The organism is Faecalicatena sp. (assembly GCF_058819085.1).
This window is the reverse complement of the sequence record NZ_JBZUUL010000040.1, coordinates 1-18,745: the sequence shown is the minus strand read 5'-3', so window position 1 is coordinate 18,745 and position 18,745 is coordinate 1. Positions and strand designations below refer to the sequence as shown.

16 protein-coding genes and 1 pseudogene are annotated in these 18,745 nt (G+C 34.9%); 14 read left to right on the top strand and 3 right to left on the bottom strand.

The window, feature by feature from the left end:
- Positions 1–315: 315 nt before the first annotated feature.
- From AC4OGX_RS18860 to AC4OGX_RS18795, 14 genes and pseudogenes are all read left to right on the top strand, one after another.
- Complete coding sequence (locus AC4OGX_RS18860; protein ID WP_493332307.1) at positions 316–1,437, top strand: glycosyltransferase family 4 protein; 1,122 nt, start codon at positions 316–318, stop codon at positions 1,435–1,437.
- A 223-nt stretch (positions 1,438–1,660) separates the two neighbouring features.
- Positions 1,661–1,864, top strand: coding sequence for a hypothetical protein (locus AC4OGX_RS18855; RefSeq protein ID WP_493332263.1), 204 nt, complete (start codon positions 1,661–1,663; stop codon positions 1,862–1,864).
- A 13-nt stretch (positions 1,865–1,877) separates the two neighbouring features.
- A complete protein-coding gene (locus AC4OGX_RS18850; RefSeq protein ID WP_493332262.1) occupies positions 1,878–3,086 on the top strand; it encodes a glycosyltransferase family 4 protein in 1,209 nt (402 codons plus the stop codon).
- A gap of 387 nt (positions 3,087–3,473) precedes the next feature.
- Entirely contained in the window at positions 3,474–4,649 is a 1,176-nt protein-coding gene (locus AC4OGX_RS18845) for a radical SAM protein (RefSeq protein WP_493332261.1), read from the top strand.
- 7 nt (positions 4,650–4,656) lie between these two features.
- Entirely contained in the window at positions 4,657–5,685 is a 1,029-nt protein-coding gene (locus tag AC4OGX_RS18840) for a glycosyltransferase (protein ID WP_493332259.1), read from the top strand.
- A 190-nt stretch (positions 5,686–5,875) separates the two neighbouring features.
- The gene (locus AC4OGX_RS18835) at positions 5,876–7,147 is read left to right on the top strand and encodes a hypothetical protein (RefSeq protein WP_493332258.1); all 1,272 of its coding nucleotides are present in this window, start codon (positions 5,876–5,878) and stop codon (positions 7,145–7,147) included.
- Complete coding sequence (locus tag AC4OGX_RS18830; protein ID WP_493332257.1) at positions 7,140–8,204, top strand: polysialyltransferase family glycosyltransferase; 1,065 nt, start codon at positions 7,140–7,142, stop codon at positions 8,202–8,204. The genes AC4OGX_RS18835 and AC4OGX_RS18830 overlap by 8 nt, the downstream gene beginning before the upstream one ends.
- A gap of 3 nt (positions 8,205–8,207) precedes the next feature.
- Positions 8,208–8,915, top strand: coding sequence for an acyltransferase (locus tag AC4OGX_RS18825; protein WP_493332255.1), 708 nt, complete (start codon positions 8,208–8,210; stop codon positions 8,913–8,915).
- Positions 8,912–9,574, top strand: coding sequence for an acylneuraminate cytidylyltransferase family protein (locus AC4OGX_RS18820; RefSeq protein WP_493332253.1), 663 nt, complete (start codon positions 8,912–8,914; stop codon positions 9,572–9,574). The genes AC4OGX_RS18825 and AC4OGX_RS18820 overlap by 4 nt, the downstream gene beginning before the upstream one ends.
- 23 nt (positions 9,575–9,597) lie before the next feature.
- The gene (locus AC4OGX_RS18815; RefSeq protein WP_493332251.1) at positions 9,598–11,175 is read left to right on the top strand and encodes an aldolase catalytic domain-containing protein; all 1,578 of its coding nucleotides are present in this window, start codon (positions 9,598–9,600) and stop codon (positions 11,173–11,175) included.
- Between the two features lie 134 nt (positions 11,176–11,309).
- On the top strand, positions 11,310–12,335 hold the full coding sequence (locus tag AC4OGX_RS18810; RefSeq protein WP_493332306.1) for a PfkB family carbohydrate kinase: 1,026 nt from the start codon (positions 11,310–11,312) through the stop codon (positions 12,333–12,335).
- The gene (locus AC4OGX_RS18805; RefSeq protein ID WP_493332249.1) at positions 12,332–13,792 is read left to right on the top strand and encodes a lipopolysaccharide biosynthesis protein; all 1,461 of its coding nucleotides are present in this window, start codon (positions 12,332–12,334) and stop codon (positions 13,790–13,792) included. The genes AC4OGX_RS18810 and AC4OGX_RS18805 overlap by 4 nt, the downstream gene beginning before the upstream one ends.
- 4 nt (positions 13,793–13,796) lie before the next feature.
- Positions 13,797–14,615, top strand: a complete 819-nt coding sequence (locus tag AC4OGX_RS18800; RefSeq protein ID WP_493332248.1) for a LicD family protein — start codon at positions 13,797–13,799, stop codon at positions 14,613–14,615.
- A 263-nt stretch (positions 14,616–14,878) separates the two neighbouring features.
- A pseudogene (locus AC4OGX_RS18795) lies at positions 14,879–15,119 on the top strand (transposase); the annotation flags it as partial.
- A gap of 224 nt (positions 15,120–15,343) precedes the next feature.
- Here AC4OGX_RS18795 and AC4OGX_RS18790 read toward each other — a convergent pair.
- From AC4OGX_RS18790 to AC4OGX_RS18780, 3 genes are all read right to left on the bottom strand, one after another.
- Complete coding sequence (locus tag AC4OGX_RS18790; protein ID WP_493332247.1) at positions 15,344–16,399, bottom strand: TDP-N-acetylfucosamine:lipid II N-acetylfucosaminyltransferase family protein; 1,056 nt, start codon at positions 16,397–16,399, stop codon at positions 15,344–15,346.
- A 40-nt stretch (positions 16,400–16,439) separates the two neighbouring features.
- Positions 16,440–17,870: a flippase gene (locus tag AC4OGX_RS18785; RefSeq protein ID WP_493332246.1), complete on the bottom strand. Its 1,431-nt coding sequence runs from the start codon at positions 17,868–17,870 to the stop codon at positions 16,440–16,442.
- On the bottom strand, positions 17,839–18,745 hold a 907-nt coding region (locus AC4OGX_RS18780; protein WP_493332244.1), incomplete at its 5' end, for an O-antigen ligase family protein. The genes AC4OGX_RS18780 and AC4OGX_RS18785, both read right to left, overlap by 32 nt.

Here is an 18,745-nt window from a genome sequence, read left to right as displayed (position 1 = left end):
CACAACCTGGAATAAGCATAATTGCAACCCAGAAAGCCATAGAAATATCATGATCACCTCCCCAAAAAATATCACCTACACCCCAAAATCGGTAAGAAAGGGTGTTGATAGTGCTACCAGGGACTGGAAAGTTTGATTGATACAGATGGTGTTGTGGTGATAATATAGACACTTTTGGGAGGGGAAAATGGGCTGAGAGGACTTGAGAATACGTTGGAGGTGGCTTGGAGAATGAAAAAGCAGAATGATAACTACAGCCAGCTTAAAAAGAATAAAACTCTGACAGACAAGGAAAACAAACCGCTTAGAATTGCAATGCTCGGTCACAAGAGGATGCCTTCCCGTGAGGGTGGTATTGAGATTGTGGTAGAAGAGTTGTCTACACGGATGGTGAAACTTGGGCATTCTGTGGTCTGTTTTAACCGTAAAGGACATCATGTCAGTGGTAAGGAGTTTGATAGTGGGGCAAAAGGCACTACCGGAAAAATGAAAGAATATAAAGGTGTGGAGATTAAAGAGGTCTTTACTATAGATAAGAAAGGTTTGGCTGCAATGACATCCTCTGTCTTTGCCAGCATTAGAGCCATGTTCGGCTTATATGATGTGGTTCATTACCATGCAGAAGGACCGTGTACTATGTTGTGGCTGCCGAAATTTGGGGGAAAAAGATGCATTGCCACTATACATGGGCTGGACCACCAGCGGGCAAAGTGGGGAAAATTTGCCAGTACCTATATTATGCTGGGCGAAAAATGTGCCGTTAAATATGCTGATGAGATTATTGTATTGAGCGAAGGCGTCCAGAATTACTTTAAAAAGGTATATGGACGCGACAGTGTGTTTATACCAAATGGGGTAAATCAACCAGTGATAAGAAAAGCGGAGCTAATAAAAGAAAAGTTCGGACTAGGGAAAGATGGTTATATTCTTTTTCTGGGTAGATTGGTACCAGAGAAGGGTTTGCGTTATTTGATTCAAGCATTTAAGAAAGTTAAAACAGATAAGAAATTAGTTATTGCTGGAGGAGCGTCTGATACAGATAGTTTTATAGCAGAATTGAAAGAACTGGCAAAAGAAGATGAAAGAATTCTTTTTACAGGTTTTGTGCAGGGGCAGATGCTGGATGAGTTATATAGTAATGCTTACATCTATACACTACCGAGTGACCTAGAGGGAATGCCGCTGAGTCTATTGGAGGCAATGAGTTACGGAAATTGTTGCATAATTTCAGATATTCTGGAATGTACAGAGGTTGTGGAAGAAAATGCAGTAACATTTAAAAAGGGTAATGTGGTTGATCTGAAAGAAAAATTACAGATGCTTTGTGATGATGAGACAACAGTGCAGAAGTATAAAAATGGGGCAACGGAGTTTATATGCAAGAAGTATAACTGGGATGATGTGGTAAGGAAGACGGTTGAGTTGTATAGAAAATGATAGGTGGGTGTAGAAAAGAGAACTCTGAGTTGACGATGGGGATTGACATTTGAAGGTCTGTTTTTGACACTGAGTTTCTTGCTTCATAAGCATGGAATTAATAATAGCGTAGATTCGTTCCTACTAGGAATTTTCACTTGCATATCAGTAAACTTTGCTTGTACTAAAAGCAGATATGAACGGTAAACAGAATGGAGTTTTTGTATAGCTTGGGAAATATTCGATGCCAATTTTTGTGGTACATACTTTGCTTATAGCTCCGCTTCAAGCACTGTTTTTAAAGCTTGGTGTTTGTAGTAGCGTGATTCATGTCATTGGCGGCCTTACCATAAATTTTACAGGACCAATTATTGCGGCAGAAATAATGAAAAAAACAAGAGTACTTGAGTTCTTCCTCTACCCAGGAAAGTTCATCAAGGTGAAATAAGAGGAGAAATCAAATGAAGGTCTTAATGGTTAATAAGTTCCTGTATCCCAATGGTGGATCAGAGACATACATTTTTAAACTAGGTGAATATTTACAAAGTCAGGAACATGAAGTTCAGTATTTTGGTATGGAGCATGAAGGACGTTGCGTAGGGAATCGGGTCGATGCGTATACATCTGACATGGACTTCCATGGTGGTGGCAAGCTGGCAAAGCTTACTTATCCCATTAAGACAATTTATTCAAAGGAAGCAAGAGTACAGATTAGAAAGGTTCTGGATGATTTCCAGCCGGATGTGGTTCACCTTAATAATTTTAATTATCAGCTTACCCCATCCATAATATTGGAAATTGTTAAATGGCGCAAGGAAGCAAAGCATGACTGTAAGATTGTGTTTACGGCACATGATTACCAACTTCTTTGCCCGAACCACCAGCTCCATAATCCAAATACACATCAGAATTGTGAAAAATGCTTAGGTGGTCATTTTATGAACTGTACCAAAGGTAAATGTATCCATGGTTCTACTGCTAAAAGTATGATTGGTACATTGGAGGCGTATTTTTGGAAGTGGAAAGGTGTCTATAAATATATAGATAAAATTATATGCTGTTCTGAGTTCATGAAAAAGAAGATGGATACGAATCCGTTATTCCAAGAGAAAACAGTTGCAATGCACAACTTCATCGATTCTATTCCTGATGAACAAGTAGAGAAGCAGGAATATGTTCTCTATTTCGGGCGATTTTCTGCTGAGAAGGGAATTCATACTTTGGCTGAAGTATGCAAACTGCTTCCAGATATCCAATTTGTCTTTGCTGGAACTGGGCCATTAGAAACTGAGATAAATTGTCTTCCAAATGTAAAGAATGTAGGTTTTCAAAAAGGAAAAGATTTGGATCGACTGATAAGGGAAGCAAGATTTTCTATTTGCCCATCAGAAGTGTTTGAAAACTGTCCATTTGCCGTGATGGAAAGCCAGCAGCGTGGAACGCCTGTTATTGGTGCAAATATTGGAGGGATACCAGAACTTATTGTCGATAAGGAAGATGGCAGATTGTTTGAGAGCCAGGATTGCAAGGAACTTGCAGAGGTTATTAAAGAACTTTGGAGTGATCGTGAAAAGACACAGAACTTTGCAAAAAACTGCTTGAATATCAAACGTGATACCCTATCTGAATATTACGGTAAGATATCCCAAATTTATGGGGGGATATCATGATAGCGGTACCAATCAAGTACGATTATACTCTCTATTTCGGCAGATTTTCTGACGAGAAAGGAATTGGAACTCTGCTAAGGTCTGTAATGAACTGCTAGAGATAAACTTTATCTTTACTAGTACCGGACCATGGGAAGAACCATTAATGGAATCTCAAATATAAAAACTTTGGATTTTAGACAGGGAAGGAACTAGAGCAACTGATTTGTAAAGCTGGATTCAGGATTTATCCATCGGAGTGGTACGAAAACTGCCCTTCTCTGTTATGGAAAGCCAAATGTATTGCACACCAGTTCTGTGAGAAGTTGATGAAGATATACAAGGGGTGAGAGATTCTGCTTAATCGTATAAAAAAAGCAAATAGATTAATTTGAGGAGATAAAAATAATGCCTGAAAAAAAATTAAACGGAACCGTGATTGTTACATACCGTTGCAACGCTCGTTGCTCTATGTGCAATAGGTATAAGGCACCGTCCAAACCAGAAGAAGAGATTAGAATTGAAACTATCAAGAAGTTGCCAAAGATGTACTTCACAAACATTACCGGTGGTGAGCCGTTTATTCGTACTGACCTGCCGGAGATTGTCCGGGAGTTGTACAAGAAATCTGACCGTATCGTGATTTCCACAAACGGCTTTTTCACAGACCGTATTGTGGCACTCTGCAAAGAATTTCCGAATATCGGTATCCGTATTTCTATTGAGGGATTGGAGCAGACAAATAATGAAATCCGGGGATTGGATAATGGTTACCAACGCGGATACAGTACATTGAAGAAGCTACGTGAAATGGGGATGAAGGACGTTGGTTTCGGTATGACTGTCCAGGACAAAAATGCTCCTGATCTCGTGCCACTTTACAAAATTTCTAATGAAATGGGTATGGAATTTGCAACGGCATCTTTACATAACAGCTTTTATTTTGTTGAAGCTAAGAATATTATTCATGACCGTCCGATGGTGGCACAGAATTTCGAGAATCTAGTCAATGAACTGCTCAAGAGTAACAGCCCTAAGAAATGGATGCGTGCATACTTTAATCACGGTCTTATTAATTACATCTATGGTCAGAAGAGACTTCTTCCGTGTGATATGTCTTTTGATACATTCTTTATTGACCCTTATGGTGATGTTATGCCTTGCAACGGTACCAAGGACAAGGAAGTTATGGGCAACCTAAATAATCAGAATTGGGATGAATTGTGGAGTAGTCCAGAAGCCGAAGCAGTCCGTAAGAAAGTGCGCTGCTGTGACCGAGACTGCTGGATGATTGGTAGTGTGAGTCCTGCTATGCACAAGTACATCTGGAAACCTGGTTTTTGGGTGATATGTCACAAACTGAAAGCATTGTTCATGAAGAAGCCATATTCCATGTATGAACTCAAGGTGGTACGTGATTTTAGAGATGGTAAAGTTACAAAAGAAGAATTAGATAAGTGTAGCACATGTGATATGTGTGCAACAGTAAACAATGGATTGAGCGAAGCAAGTAAGGCACAGTTGGTTGGTAAGACCGGCGAGGAAATCGTTGACGCTGATATTGCTGAGCAGATAAAGAGGTAAGAGTTGCATGATGTACACAAACAATTTAGTATCTGTGATTGTACCGGTTTATAATGTTGAAAAATACATTGACCGATGTGTAACAAGCATTGTGTCACAGACATATTCGAATTTAGAAATCATTTTGGTGGATGATGGTTCCATTGATTCATCAGGAGTGAAGTGTGATTATTGGGCGAAAAAGGATTCACGGATTAAAGTTATTCATAAAAAAAATGGTGGATTAGGTTATGCAAGAAATAGTGGGTTAGATATTGCCACTGGAACATATGTATCTTTTATAGATTCAGACGATTATATAAAAACTAATGCATACGAGGAGTTAGTTGACAGAATTACCACGTGTGATGCAGATGCAGTTTATTTTGGTTGCAATTATGATGTTAATGGGATAATAACAACTGGACAGCAAAAATATCCAGAGTCTTGCTTTTTCAAAACTGATATTTACGAAAAATTATTACCACTTTCTTTCGGTGCTTCAATTGAAAAAAAAGGCGATGAATATGGGGTTGGATCCGTTTGTTGTGCCTTTTTTAGACGATCAGTAATTGAAGACAATAAACTGCGATTTAGTTCTGAAAGAAAAGTCCTTAGTGAAGATTACATATTTACCTCTAAATTACTTGTACATACGAATGTTGTATGTTTTTCTAATGGGAATTATTACTATTATTTTTCGAACGAAAATTCATTATCCCATAGCTATAGAGAAGATAGATTTGAAAAATCAATCAAGTTCTATGAAGAACAAAATAAGATAATTGATAAGTACAACTTAGGCGAAAAAGCAAAAACACGAGCAAGATATAGTTTTTTAATAAATTCCATTGTTTGTGTTAAGCAAGAAGCAAATAGAGCTGTTTCGTATAAAAATAAGAAAGCTAAGTATTTAGAAATTTCAAATAGTGTTGTATATAGAAAAATTTTTTCTGAGATAAGGTTGAACAGCTTAAATATAAAAAAGCGCCTTTTATTTATGAGCCTTTTTTATAAATGGCCGTGGATGGTTGATATGATGGGGAGAAAAAAATGAAGGATACGAATACAGCGGTAAGAATTACTGAGTTTACGTTAACCTTTAATAGGGATATGTACATATGCGTATACATCTGATTCGCCAAAAATATTATTAGGCAGAGGAAAAGAGCAATTGTGTTACTTCTGTCACCAGTTGGATACTGCCTGTATCTGAAAATGAGAGCTTGACGTAAGGGGGTGTTGGTTTGAAAATCAGCCTAAAAGGAGTGATGTTTTTTATTAGTTGTTCAATAGTATCCACAACGCGTTTTTGGGGGATAAATGTTAACAACAATATAAAATATCTAATAGCAGGTATATGGTCTTTATATATGCTAGCTGTTTTTTATCTAAATTATAAAAGCAAAGCAAATACGTTAAAAACCGAAAGACGAGTAGCAATAATCAAAAACGTCAAATGTGTATTAATACCATTTTTAGTTTTTATCGGATACTCGATTATCATATGGTTTTTTAGAACTGATGTAATATTTCGAAATTATACTCGTCTATTTAGTACGGTTCTTTATCTAATCTTGGCATGGGGGTTTGTTTCATGTGGATATTATCTGTTTGGGAGAAAAGTAATTGATTATTGTTTTTGGGCAATGGTTACATCGTATATTTTAGGATCTATCATACCTCTTGGTTTGGTATATGGTCCAACATATGTGATTCAGTATTTTTTTGGTAGTTTGCTGGGAAATGAGATGGCTGGTTCTTATTATATGGAAGTACACGACCTTACGTTTGCAATGGGAATGCTCTTTCTTTTTTATTCTTTCTTCGAGGATAAGAAAAGAAAAAATCATAAAACTAAAATTATAATTACATTTTTTATGATAGTATTCGGTTTAAAAAAAATCGAGATACTTGCACTTATCATTGCAATTGCCATGTATATTGTTTTGATGAGAAGAGGGAAAAATATACAATATAGAGCTTTTTTGTTCTTCGTTGTATTTTCAGCGGGTTCCATAATCTACTTGTATTTAATAAAAACAGGTATGCTTGAAATACTGACATTAGAACTTGGTATGGATCCTAAAAATAGGCTTGGTTATTATAGATATGCTGCTGAATATTTTGAAATAAATCCGGGCTTTTGGGGTCTAGGATACACATATTTTTCTCGATTATGGTCAGAATTGTACTTGTCTCATTTCAGAATTGATAACTATGGTATAGCAGCATCGGTGCATAGCGATGTTATTGTAAACTATATAGAATTAGGATTCTTTGTGTTTGTTTGGTGGGTTTATTATTTATTTGTTTCACGAACGAAAATACTAAAACACAAATTCGGTAATACCGTTGCAGAATGCAGTTTGTTGATAACAATTTATGGTTTTATTTTGTATTTAACAGATAATACATCAACGTATTTTATTACACAAATGATTAATTTAGCCGTGCCTTTGTCTATCTCTCTCGAAATGGAAAATAGCGGTATATTAAGGAGGTATATTAGTGACTAATGAAAAAATTTGCATACACTGCTGTACTGTATACCAATTGTTTGTGGCATGTTGTTTAAGAATTGGGTTATTTAAAAACAACTCAGTTACATTAGTTATGTCAAAATCAGTGCCTAATTCGATAAGAATAATACAAAGATTATCAGAGACAAAGTTTTTTAATGAATTATTTCTAATTGACAACGAAACTGTTGACTGGAATAAAGGAATCTATAATGTGCCTTTTTTCAGAAATCTGGAAATGAAAAAGATTCTTAAGAATACACCTTTAGATAATTATTATTATGATACATATCTATTCGCAGGGTTGGGGGGATTTTCAAATTCATTCGGACAATGGTTGTTGAAATATAATCCCAAATTAAAAATTGAAATGTATGAGGAAGGGGCCTCATCATATTCCCGTATTTATGAGGAAGCAATACAACGAAGAAAATGTAATAGTAGTTTTCATAAAAGAATTTTTTATAAATTTTTCCCTCATGCTTTAAAATTGTATTCATGCTTTTACTATTTTACTCCTGAATTGGTTTTATGGGGAGATAAGTCAAGTTACAAAAAAATACCAGCATTACAAGAGTACATAGATGAAATTAGGCGTGTACTGAATTATGTTTTTGAGTATGATGCCCTTGTTGACGATTATCATCAGCGTGTAATCTTTTTTGAAGAGTCATACTATAATGATGGGATTGATGTGGATGATATTTCAATTGTAAATCAGTTAGCGGTAAAATATGGACAAGAAGCAATATTTGTGAAACGGCATCCAAGAAATAAAGAAAATCGTTTTGCACAAGTTGGTTTTGTTACAAGTCACGATTCAAGCGTGCCGTGGGAACTGATTGCTATGAATTTGGAGAATTTAGATGAAAAGATTCTGGTGACAATGACGTCAACAGCTCTGATTAGCACATTTTTGTTGCTTAATTCAAATGCAAAGATGATCTTCAAGGTTAGTGAAATGCCAGAAGATAATGCACGTATTAAGTATACTAAAGAGGTTATTTTGAAGCTGTGCTCGTTGTTTCCAACGCGAGTTTCAGAGGAGATTTGATTTATGTCATTTGTGCATTTTTTGAAAAGAATAATCTATAAGCATCATACTGATGGAGACACTTACATTCAATGGCTAAAGAAGAATGGTACAGTGATTGGGGATAATGTAACTATATATAATGCAAGAAATACTTGCATTGACGAAACTTCGTTGGAGTATATAACGATTGGTAAGAATACTCAGATAACGGCGGGCGTGACTATCTTAGCGCATGATTATAGCTATTCTGTACTAGGAAATGTATTTTGGGAATTACCAAGAGTGCAGAGGGAAACAGTTATCGGCGAGAACGTGTTTATAGGTATGAATTCAACTATTCTTGGGGGAGCAGTAGTAGGTGATAATACTATAATCGGCGCTGGAAGCGTTGTTCATGGGATATTAGAGTCTAATGCGGTATATGCTGGAAACCCAGCTAAGAAAATCTGTACATTAGAGGAATATTTAATCAAATCACGTGCCAGATTTGAAGAAAGCGCAAAGATTTATTACAAAAACAAGCAAAGGAAACAATCTGACATTACAAGTAATGACATGATAATATATCAGGCGTTGTTTAGTGATAATAGTATTGTAAAAAATTATATTAAAACTCACCGTTTTTGTGGTCTTGATAATGATAATGTTAATTCGATAGATATGAGCGGATATAGAAAATATGAATCATTCGAAGATATGATAAAAAGTTGGAAGGAAACGGCAAAATGAAAACTATAGCTATAGTACCAATGAAATTAAATAATAAGCGATTACCACAGAAGAACACTAAGTCCTTCACTAATGGCAAACCTTTATGCTATTACATTCTCTCTACTCTTTTATCAGTAGAAGGAATTGACGAAGTTTATGTATATTGCAGTAATCCTGATATTCAGAAGTTTATCCCAGAAGGAGTACAGTATCTGAATCGCTCTAAGTCTTTAGATCAAGATACTACAAGTATGACTGAGGTGTTGACTTGTTTTACTCAGGAAGTTCCGGCAGATATTTATGTTATGACACATACCACGGCTCCGTTTATGACAAAAGAGTCGATTGAAAAAGGATTGGCTGCTGTTAACTCAGGAGAGTATGATTCTTCCTTTGCTGCAAAGAAGCTTCAAGACTTTTTGTGGAAGGATGGAATGCCTTTTAATTATGCTCTCGATAATATTCCACGTACACAGGATCTTCCTGCACTGTATGAAGAGACAAGCGGATTTTATATTTATAAAAAAGAAGTGATGTCTGAACTGCACAGAAGAATTGGTAAGAAGCCTTTTATTGTAGAGGTTGGAGAAATTGAAAGTGTTGATATTGATGAAACTGAAGACTTTATGATTGCCGATGCAATTTTTAATCACTTATTCCTTAATAAAAAAGATTAGTGGTAGCAAGGAGAATATAGGAAATGAACAAAATTCAGATATTAGATTGTACTCTGCGTGATGGTGGATATTGTAACGACTGTCATTTTGAATACAACAACATTAAGCGGATTGTTGCAGGATTAATGGAAGCTAATATTGATATCGTAGAATGCGGATTTTTGACTAATCAGTATGAATTCAATACGGATGTAACTCGTTTCACAAAGATGGAACAGTTTAGTGCTGTTATTCCCAAGAATCGTAAGGGTAAGCTGTTTGTTGCTCTTATGGATTATGGCAAGTACGATGTTGATACATTACCTGATTGTGACGGAACAGCATTAGATGGTATTCGCATTGCTTTTCATAAAAAAGACCGTATGAACGCAATCGAAACCTGCAGAAAAGTTAAAAATAAAGGTTATAAAGTATTTATTCAGGGAATGGTTTCTTTGAGATATACCGACGAAGAGTATATTGACCTGATTCATAAAATCAATGAATTGGAACCTTATGCATTCTATATTGTTGATAGTTTTGGACAGATGAAGAAGAAAGATTTGATCCGCCTCCTTTATATTGTTGACCACAATTTGAAAGATACAATAAAGATTGGTTTCCATTCCCACAACAATATGCAGCTGGCTTATTCAAACGCACAGAGCTTGGTTGATTTCCACACCAAGAGAGATTTGATTATTGATTCGTCTATTTATGGTATGGGAAGAGGTGCTGGCAATTTAAATACTGAATTATTAGTTGAGTACCTTAATGATAATGCCCATGGTGAGTATGAATTAAAACCGCTTCTCACCATTATCGATGAAATTTTAAATGGATTCTATCAGAGAAACTATTGGGGATATTCTTTACCGAATTATCTCTCTGCTGCACATGGCGCTCACCCGAATTATGCAGTCTATCTTGATGATAAGAAAACTCTTACGGTTGAAGATATGAACGAAATCTTCGATATGATGGATTCTGTTAAAAAGGTTTCTTATGATAAAAACTATGCTGAAGAACTATATTCCTCTTATATGTCTATGGGCAAAGTTCAAGAAGAACATCTTGCAAAACTTGAGCAGAAGTTATATGGAAAAACAGTGCTTTTAATCGCGCCAGGTAAGAGCAGTATCGAGGAGGTTGAGAAGATTACTGAGGCAATGGAAGATGATAGTATTATCACTATTGGCGTGAACTCTGAATATTCAATTGCGGATACAGATTTTATTTTCCTTAGTAATTTAAGACGTTATAAGGAATTATCTGATGACAAGAAGTCAAAGTGCATAGTTACATCTAATATTCCTTCAAGTGACACATATTTGCAGGTTAAATATAGTGACTTAGTGAATGGCGTTAATGCTGTCAAGGATAATGCTGGATTGATGGCGATTAATCTTTTAATGCAACATGGCGTTAAGAAAGTATTTCTAGCTGGATTTGATGGCTATTCACATGATTCCAAAGAGAACTATGCTGATAGCCAGTTGGCATTCATTACAAGAAATGCAGTTCTTGATGCAATGAATATAGGAATGACTGAAGTATTAGAACAGTATAGTAAAAAGATTGAAATTGAATTTTTAACTAGTCCAAAACATATTAGTTTGTAATTCAATGGAGTATAAAGTCGAATGCATGAAAGCGATAGTAAGAAAGTGGTCTGATTATGGAGGATAGAAAGAGCAGAACGACTAGAGTATTATTGGGGGCGGAAAAATTATATAGAGTAAGGTATGGTGGAAAAATGAAAGTATTATTATTTGGAGAGATATTATTAAGATTAGCGGCACCTGGCTACACTAAGCTGTTTCAAAAAGATTGTTTAGATGCTACATTCTGTGGTGGAGAGGCCAATGTTGCTGTATCTTTATCGATATTCGGCCTTGAGTCCTCCTTCCTGACCAAACTTCCTGATAGTGATGTTGGTAAAGCCGCTGTTAATTCCATGAGATATTTTGGAGTTGATACAAGCAAGATCGTTTATGGCGATGGCCGCATGGGTTTGTATTATCTCGAAAAGGGGGCATCGCAAAGACCAAGTAAAGTTATCTATGATAGAGCTTATTCTGCGATAGCTTTGGCAAAACGTGAAGATTTTGATTGGGATAATATTTTTGAAGGCATTGATTGGTTTCATTGGACTGGCATCAATCCGGCTTTATCTGATGAATTAGTAGAGATTACAAGAGATGCATTGAAAGCAGCAAAAGAAAAAGATATTACTATATCTTGTGATCTTAACTATAGAGGAAAATTATGGACACCTGAAAAGGCTAGATCGGTAATGACATCTCTTATGCCATATGTTGATGTTTGTATAGCCAACGAAGAGGATGCAGATAAAGTTCTTGATATTAAACCAAAGAATAACTGTGTTGAGGCTGGTAAACTTAACAAAGCAGGATATGAATTTGTTGCAAGAGAAATTTGTAAGAAATACGGATGCAAGTATGTTGCTATTACGTTACGTGAAAGCTATAATGCTAGTGTGAATGGGTGGAGTGCAATGCTTTATTCTATTGAAAAAGATAAGGCATTTTATTCTACCAAGTACAATATTCAAATTGTAGATCGCGTTGGTGGTGGAGATAGCTTTACTGCAGGAATTGTTTATAGTCTGATTACCGGAAAAGGAGAACAAGAAGCTATTGAGTTCGCCGTTGCAGCTAGTTGCTTGAAGCATACCATCGAGGGCGATTATAATAGAACAACAGTTGCTGATGTTGAGATATTACTTAAAAATGGAGGTAATGGAAGGGTACAGCGATGAAGGCAGGATTTAAGATGCTTTTGGATAAATATGAGAATATGCCGGCTCCGGCTAAAGCATCTCTATGGTTTACTATATGTAATATTATCCAAAAGGGAATTGCTTTGATATCAACTCCGATTTTTACACGAATATTAACTACTCAGCAATACGGCGTTTATACAGTCTATCAATCATGGTATCAAATTCTGGCTATTTTTGCTACGTTAAATCTCTCGGCAGGAGTATTTAACAATGGTCTAACAAAATATCCTGAGAAAAAGAACGAATTGGTTGCATCTCTACAAGGATTGTCAACGACAGTGACAGCATTATTATTTGTTATTTATATTTTTCAACCTGATTTTTGGAATGAAAAGCTAGGATTGTCGACGTTGTTTGTATTGGTAATGTTTGCTCAATTATTATTAGAGCCCGCGTATCTTTTTTGGGCAGCAGAACAGAGATATAGATATCAATATAAGGCACTCATAGTTACAACTATGATAATAGCCTTAGGGTCTCCCTTTTTAGGCATTATTTCGGTAATGGCTACTAATTACAAGGCAGAAGCTAGAGTGTTATCTTTTGTTTTTGTACAGGTGATCCTGGGTTTGATTTTCTATATTAGAAGTTTTATTGTAGGGAAGAAGTTCTATGATAACTTCTTTTGGAAGTATGCATTAAAGTTTAATATTCCGCTTATGCCGCATTATTTATCAATGACACTGTTAAATCAATCGGACAGAATCATGATTGATAAAATGTGTGGTGCTTCGGAAGCAGCTATATATGGAATCGCTTACACATTGGCTATGATGATGACTATTATTACTGGGGCAATAAATAGTTCTTTTATACCATATACTTACCAGAATATTAAGGCAAAACGCTATAGTGACATTAGTAAAAATGCAAATTTCTTGTTGCTGTTAGTGGCTATGGGGTGTATTGGTGCGATGGCTTTTGGTCCGGAATTAATTAGTATCTTTGCGACAGAAGAGTATTATGCAGCAATTTGGATTATGCCACCAGTTGCAGCGTCCGTATTTTTTATGTTTTTATATCCTCTATTTGCAAACGTGGAGTTTTATTTTGAAAAGACAAAAATAATTATGGTTGCATCTTGTTCAGGAGCATTGCTAAATATTGCTTTAAATTATATTTGTATTAGATTGTACGGCTATATAGCTGCGGGATATACTACACTATTTTGTTATATAGTTTTTTCATTTGCACACTATTTTGCGTATAGAAGAATAGTATCAAGAGAAAAGGATATGGAGCCGACTTATAATATGCGATTTGTGTTAGCACTTTCGGTTGGAATGCTTATCATAATGGTCTTGATGTTGGTCAGTTATATAAATAAAATAATTCGATACACAGTAATTACAGTCATTGTAATCGTGGTCATTAAAAAAAGACGTTATGTTTTCTCAAAGCTAGCAGAAATTCGAAATAGATCAGAGAGGTAAGAACATGAATGATAGAGAACTTCTGAGAAAAGCACAGATATATATAACGAATGAGATTGTTCGTATATGCAGTCTGCATGGAATCCAATATTTTATAGATGCTGGATCTATGCTAGGTGCTGTAAGGCATAAGGGATTTATACCATGGGATGATGACATGGATATAGGGATGCTAAAAAAAGATTATGAAACTTTCCTATACTATGCACAGACAGAATTAAAAAATGACTTTTTTGTAGACAATTACATAACAAATAAAGAAAATGCTCTTGTTTTTACAAAAATCAGATTGAAAAACTCATTATACATTGAAGAAAAGGGTAACCCTAATCTTTTGCATAATGAAGTTTTTGTCGATGTTTTCCCATATTATTACATTTCAGATAATGAATTTGTAAGAAAAATAGAAGGCGGATTTATAGCTATTTTATCCCAGGCTTTGATGTCAAAATCAGGGGTCAAGGTTTGGAAAGGAGAGAGTAGATTAAAAAGAATTAAGTTTTTACCATCGGATCTTTTAGGTTTGTTATTGAGTAAAAAAACGATGCATAAATGGATTGACAAGCTAATTAATAAGCATTCCGAAACAAAAAGAGTTTGTGTTCATGCTGGATCATGCTATAGTTATTGGTTTTTTTTGCGAGATATATTTGATGATTTCATTGATATCAACTTTGAAGGTGAACAATATAAAATACCCCGAAGATATGATGAATTTTTGACAGTTGCTTATGGGGATTATATGACTTTGCCTTCTATTGAACATCAAATCACACACAACATACAGGCGCTTAATTTAGAGCACTATGCCGATAAGCTATAAATGAGTAAAAAGTAACCCGGTACTAACTATACTCGTGCCGGTCTTTCAGAAAACTGTCCGTTCACAAAATCAGCAGATGGGAAATTCAGGGAAATCTCGATTATCTCTGTCAATGCATGAGCATGCTTGTTAAGATACGCCAAGAAGAAACAAATGTATTTGAGCAGATATCCCAGATATTTAGATAAAGAAAACCGATGGTTTCGACTAAGATGCGTCTACACCATCGGTTTTCCTATATCAAGTCGACGAATGAACAGTAACAAAAAGTACTATACGGGAAAATTAAAGACGATGTTAGGGAAATCATAAACACATTATGTAAGTACATTAATGATTTATGATAGACATCCAGAATTGCAGAGCAAATGGGTTAAAGCATTTTGGGCAAGAGGATATTACATAGAGACAATTGGTAATATTACCGATGAAGTAGTACAGAAATACATAAAGGAGCAAGCAGAAGAATCTCCCAAAGAAGATTCAAGAGGTACCGCTTTGTAAGCGGACCAGTAACAAGGCTTGCAATGCCGCCCTTTTGGGCGAGCAGTAATGATAGCCCTTTGGAGGGCTAATATCAGGGGGCATTGCAAAATGACTGATTGATCGGTCATGGAGCGGCGGCCTCGCTCTTTGCCCAAAAAAAAACGGCAGAAATCAATTTTCTTTCGTAAATCCTGGTTCAGTTTTAATTACAAATCAACATCATTTAATTTAAATAACTTTCTTTATTGTGACATTTTTTCAAAGATATTTCCCCAAACTTTTAAATATCGCTCTAAGCTATGATACTTACGAGCATTTTGCATATTTATTTTTTGTATTTGAGGATTATAGTATTTGAAATCATCAAATGACTGATTTGGTATCATACTAATATCGTTTAAAATGAATTCTCGGTCATCCCTACAATTTTCCCACATGCTTGTGTCAGTACGCATATACACTTTCTTGCCAAACCAAACCATTTGCTGGATATTCCCCATTGCTTGTTGACGATTATTGTTGTATATACCGATATCCATATGTTGAAGAAGATTGGTATACTCTCCGGCATCTATGCATTTATAGATTGGACGCACTTTATCCCCAAAGATCTTTGTTGCATATGTTACTATTTTTTCCCCATAAGCATGAAAATCCCCAAAGCCATATGAAAGTGGTAAATATATTTCTATGTTTTCTTCTTTAAATTTTGATAATATAGATAGTGCCTCTTCATGCTGATTAGTGCTAGTAGCACTATTGCCAATGATTATTTTTAATGGTTCATCTGGCCTTTTAGGAATTAAATTTATTTTCTCTAATTCAAGCATCGAACTAACAGGGTAAGTGGCCAGTAGATTTTCCCCTTTGACATGATACCATTGTTTAGCATATTTATAATCACGTTTATTAAGTGTAGTAATGAATTGAAATTTCTTTACAGCATGTCTCTTCAGCAACTCGCCGAATTTCTTTTTAAATCCTTTACGCTGTTCCTGGCTTCCATATAGATCTCCACCCCAAATAAGCCAATTGGCTTTTTTACAAAGTCCGGGAAGAATGTTAAAGAGCAGAGGCTGTTTTAAACCAAACATACCATGTACCAAAATCCCATTACATTTTTTCAACTTACTTAAAAAATCAAAAGACAATATATTGACACAATTAGCATAACTATCAAATAAATCTAAATGATAAATGTCTCCCATTGCCTTATTCGCATTTAAAGGTTTTACAAAACAATGTTCATTAGTATCAAAATTTTCTTTGATAAAACTAATATAATCTTTCGTAAACATCCCTACCGGGAAAATATGTAGTATCATATCTTACATTACCTCATCTTTTTTTATTTTTAAAAATATTTAATGTTGATTTATCTGTAAAGTAAAAATATACAATTGTAGGTATACTATACAATAGAATTCCTAAAATAATTTCAAATACTAAATAAACCGCCGTACACGGCATGTTTTCTCCTGTGATATATACTATTACAAACATAATCATCCCAATTATAAAAAAAGGAATAGAATTACCAAGATATCGCTTTAGGTCTAAATCTTGTCTGGAGGAAATTATCTGAGTAACGGCAACTGAAATCTCTGCTATTAAAGTTCCTGTTGCAGCCCCCAATGCTCCATATATAGGAATCAACCAAATATTCAGTACCAAATTAATTACCATACCTATAACTAATGATATAATATACTCTTTATCTTTTTGTGTTGGGATTAAGTACTGAGTCCTAATGACATTAGCAAATGCACGAACAATAATCATCGGTGCCATTAACATAACAAGTGGGCCACATGCGGTAAACCCTTTACCAAAGTATACTGGTGCAAATGTCTTTGCAATCGCCATAAGTCCAAAAGCCATTGCACATGCAAGACACATCATATATTTTAGAGATTTCTCTAGAATGATTTTTCCTTGTTTATTCTGACCATTATTCAGTAAGTATGTCATCCTCGGAAGCATGACAACTCCGAGCGATGCTATAAGACTATAGGGGATTTCTACAATTTTGTCGGAATATTCATAAAGCCCTAATTGAGACATCGTAGAAATCTGCCCCAACATAAGTTTGTCCATGGTGTTATAAATATTAATAATTAGTACTGGGAAAAAAAGTATGATGACTCCTTTAAAATGCTTTTTAAAGCCAGTACATATCGATAGTTTGAAATGTAACTCTTTCCTTATTGTCAGCCAGAGGATCATTTCGCTGAGTAGTACACTTCCTGCTAAAATTGCCGTATAAATACCAAGATCAGATGGAGATTTTACAAAAACAAATATTGCCACAAAACTCAGCAGACGTATAGCTATACTTCGTAATGCAGTCAGTTTAAATCTTTCAAGCCCAAAAAAGTACCATCCTACCGTAAAAAAAGATGAGATTACATAAAGGCTTTCGATAGCGGCATTGATTTTATACGATGTTGCAACAAATAAAACATAAAGTAGATAGAGTAATCCGGCACAGATTGTGGTTACTAATTGTACAGAATATATTTCAGAAAATGTTTTCTCCACCTTATTAGAGTCATCCCTTACTCTGGCAATACAGCGATTTCCATAGTTTTCAAAACCAAGATAACCTAAAATTACAAAATACTTTGCTACTGAAAAATTATATGTATAAATCCCTGTATATTCTGTCCCGAGAACCCTTGTAACATAGGGAGCGGTAATAAGAGGAAGAATAATAACAAGTATTTTATAAAGTGTATTATAGATGAAATTTGACGCGATATTTTTCATTTTTTATCTCCGCAATATGTCTGTTGGAATTTATTTGCAAACGTTCACAGTGGTACATAATTGCATATATGGCAAAGAAAATAACGCCATTCATTGATTCACTTTGCCAAATCAGCATAATGCAGAGTAAAATTATACTGCAAAACGTTGTAAAAACACGATTTTTTTCTTTTGATAGTTTTAATGCAACATTAAATAGAATTATGAGTAATAATATAAATCCTATTATCCCTGTACGATACATGACCCATAAATAATTATTATGACATGTATTTAAATTAAACTTTTGAGCAAATATAGATAAGCGTTCAATACCGTGTCCAATTCTGGGTCTATCATTAATTGCCACAAGAGCTAAATTCCATAATGGTGTCCTTCCGGTAAAGGTTAAATCCCTATGTAATACAGATATTATGAGATTGGCAAAACGTTCTTGTATATTCAATACCGCGATGCCAATGAATAACACCAAATTTGTTACAATTACAGTATATCCATTCATAAAACGACTTATTTCCAGTTGACGTGAAAATATAAAATAAATCATAATAACAGAAAGCACAATAAAGGGTGTTGCCTTTCCTGTCAAAAGAACAGATATTATTCCGAACAAAAAAATAAATAAATTATGTACTGAAATTTTAAACTTTCCATATTTTAAAATAGACGAAGCCATTGAAAAAAAACATGCAGCAAGTATTAATTGCACATGTAGATTTGCCAAGCCCAAAAACCAGTTCTTATACAATTGATTACTAACTGTAGTATATAAACCATCGGGATAGAGAAGTATGGTTAAAAAATTTAAAAGTATAAGAGTATCTAAAACTATTGAAAAAATACTTGTACAAAAAAGCCCTCCTTCATCCAAAAGG

Excerpts from the sequence above, each read along its gene's own strand:
- AC4OGX_RS18800 (WP_493332248.1), top strand. The coding sequence starts at position 13,797 with ATGAATGATAGAGAACTTCTGAGAAAAGCACAGATATATATAACGAAT.
- AC4OGX_RS18810 (WP_493332306.1), top strand. The coding sequence starts at position 11,310 with ATGAAAGTATTATTATTTGGAGAGATATTATTAAGATTAGCGGCACCT.
- AC4OGX_RS18805 (WP_493332249.1), top strand. The coding sequence starts at position 12,332 with ATGAAGGCAGGATTTAAGATGCTTTTGGATAAATATGAGAATATGCCG.
- AC4OGX_RS18840 (WP_493332259.1), top strand. The coding sequence starts at position 4,657 with ATGATGTACACAAACAATTTAGTATCTGTGATTGTACCGGTTTATAAT.
- AC4OGX_RS18855 (WP_493332263.1), top strand. The coding sequence starts at position 1,661 with ATGCCAATTTTTGTGGTACATACTTTGCTTATAGCTCCGCTTCAAGCA.
- AC4OGX_RS18790 (WP_493332247.1), bottom strand. The coding sequence starts at position 16,399 with ATGTTTACGAAAGATTATATTAGTTTTATCAAAGAAAATTTTGATACT.
- AC4OGX_RS18845 (WP_493332261.1), top strand. The coding sequence starts at position 3,474 with ATGCCTGAAAAAAAATTAAACGGAACCGTGATTGTTACATACCGTTGC.
- AC4OGX_RS18850 (WP_493332262.1), top strand. The coding sequence starts at position 1,878 with ATGAAGGTCTTAATGGTTAATAAGTTCCTGTATCCCAATGGTGGATCA.
- AC4OGX_RS18820 (WP_493332253.1), top strand. The coding sequence starts at position 8,912 with ATGAAAACTATAGCTATAGTACCAATGAAATTAAATAATAAGCGATTA.
- AC4OGX_RS18860 (WP_493332307.1), top strand. The coding sequence starts at position 316 with ATGCTCGGTCACAAGAGGATGCCTTCCCGTGAGGGTGGTATTGAGATT.
- AC4OGX_RS18815 (WP_493332251.1), top strand. The coding sequence starts at position 9,598 with ATGAACAAAATTCAGATATTAGATTGTACTCTGCGTGATGGTGGATAT.
- AC4OGX_RS18785 (WP_493332246.1), bottom strand. The coding sequence starts at position 17,870 with ATGAAAAATATCGCGTCAAATTTCATCTATAATACACTTTATAAAATA.
- AC4OGX_RS18825 (WP_493332255.1), top strand. The coding sequence starts at position 8,208 with ATGTCATTTGTGCATTTTTTGAAAAGAATAATCTATAAGCATCATACT.